The following is a 1234-nucleotide window of genomic DNA, read 5'->3' on the forward strand; positions in this document are numbered from 1 at the left end:
GTCGAGACCACCTGGGCCTGCGCGGCCGCCGCCCGGCCCCACCACGCCCGCACCCCCACCGCCACCGGCACCGCCACCAGCCCGACCCACACCAGCGTCGCGCCGCCGGCCTGCCACCACACCGGCCCGAACCGGGCGAGCACGGCGCCCCCGAGCGGCCCGCCCGCCAGGGCGGCCAACAGGGCGACGAGGACCGCGCAGAGACCGGCGGCCACGACGGCGGCGACGGCGGTCCGCCGCCACGACCACACCCCGGTGGCCGCCCCGTCCCCCCGGACCGCGTCCGGGGCCGCCCCCGCCGCGGCCACCGCACGCGCCACGGTCCCCCCACGCCCTGTGCCCGCCGCACGCGCCGGGGTCGCCACGGCCGCCGTGGCCGCCCGGCCCGTGAACCACCCCGTCACCACCCCCGCCGCCAGCGGCACCACCCCGGCCGTCCAGTGCAGCGGCGTGCCCGGGCCCGCGTCCGGCACCGCCGCCAGCAACGGGAACGGCGGCATCAGCGGGGCGGGGTCGGAGGTGAGGGGGTCCACGACATGCCCGGTGCCGAGCACGAAGCCGGGGCCGAGGGCGTACGCCGCCGCCCACACCGCCGCGTTCGGCACCAGCGTCAGGCAGAGCAGCAGCACGGCGAACCGGCCCGGCCATCCGTCGGCCAGCCGCACGAACGCCTCCCGGGCGGCGGCTCCGTGCCACACCAGCGACACCGCGAGCAGCAGCGCCCCGCCGCCGACGAGCACCGCCGCACCGGCGCCCGCGGCGCGCGACGCGGCGCCCAGGCGCGCGTCCGGCTCCACGACCAGCACCCGCACCGTGCGGGGCAGCACGCCCAGCGCCCGTCCCACCGGACCTCCCGGCCGGCCGAACGCCGTCCACACGCCCGCCCCCGCCGCGGCCATGGTGACCAGCGGCAGCCACACCACCACCCACCCCCAGGAGGGGCGCAGCGCGCCACTCGCCGCGTACAGCACGACGGGCAGGGCGACGGCGAGGTAGCCGACGACGACCCCGGCCCAGGCGATGCGCGCGGAGACGACCGGGGGCCCGGCGTCTCGGCCCCCTCCCCCGCCGGGGCGCGGTCCGCCGCCCACCCCAGGCCCCGCCCCCACGACGACACCGACTCCGTCCCCGGGGTCCGTGGCCTCCCGGGCCGCGCGGTGCAGCAGCCACACCGGCAGCACCAGCAACAGCAGGGGGGTGACGCCCACGGGCGCCGGGACGCCGGACAGCGTGT

The 1234-nt window shown here is 81.1% G+C and carries 1 protein-coding gene; it reads right to left on the reverse strand.

Annotated elements, in window-relative coordinates:
- Positions 1-1234: DUF6350 family protein (locus KUM32_RS32225; RefSeq protein WP_217145492.1), on the reverse strand; the 1234-nt coding region annotated here is incomplete at both ends.

It is taken from the genome of Streptomyces sp. AC627_RSS907 (assembly GCF_019049165.1).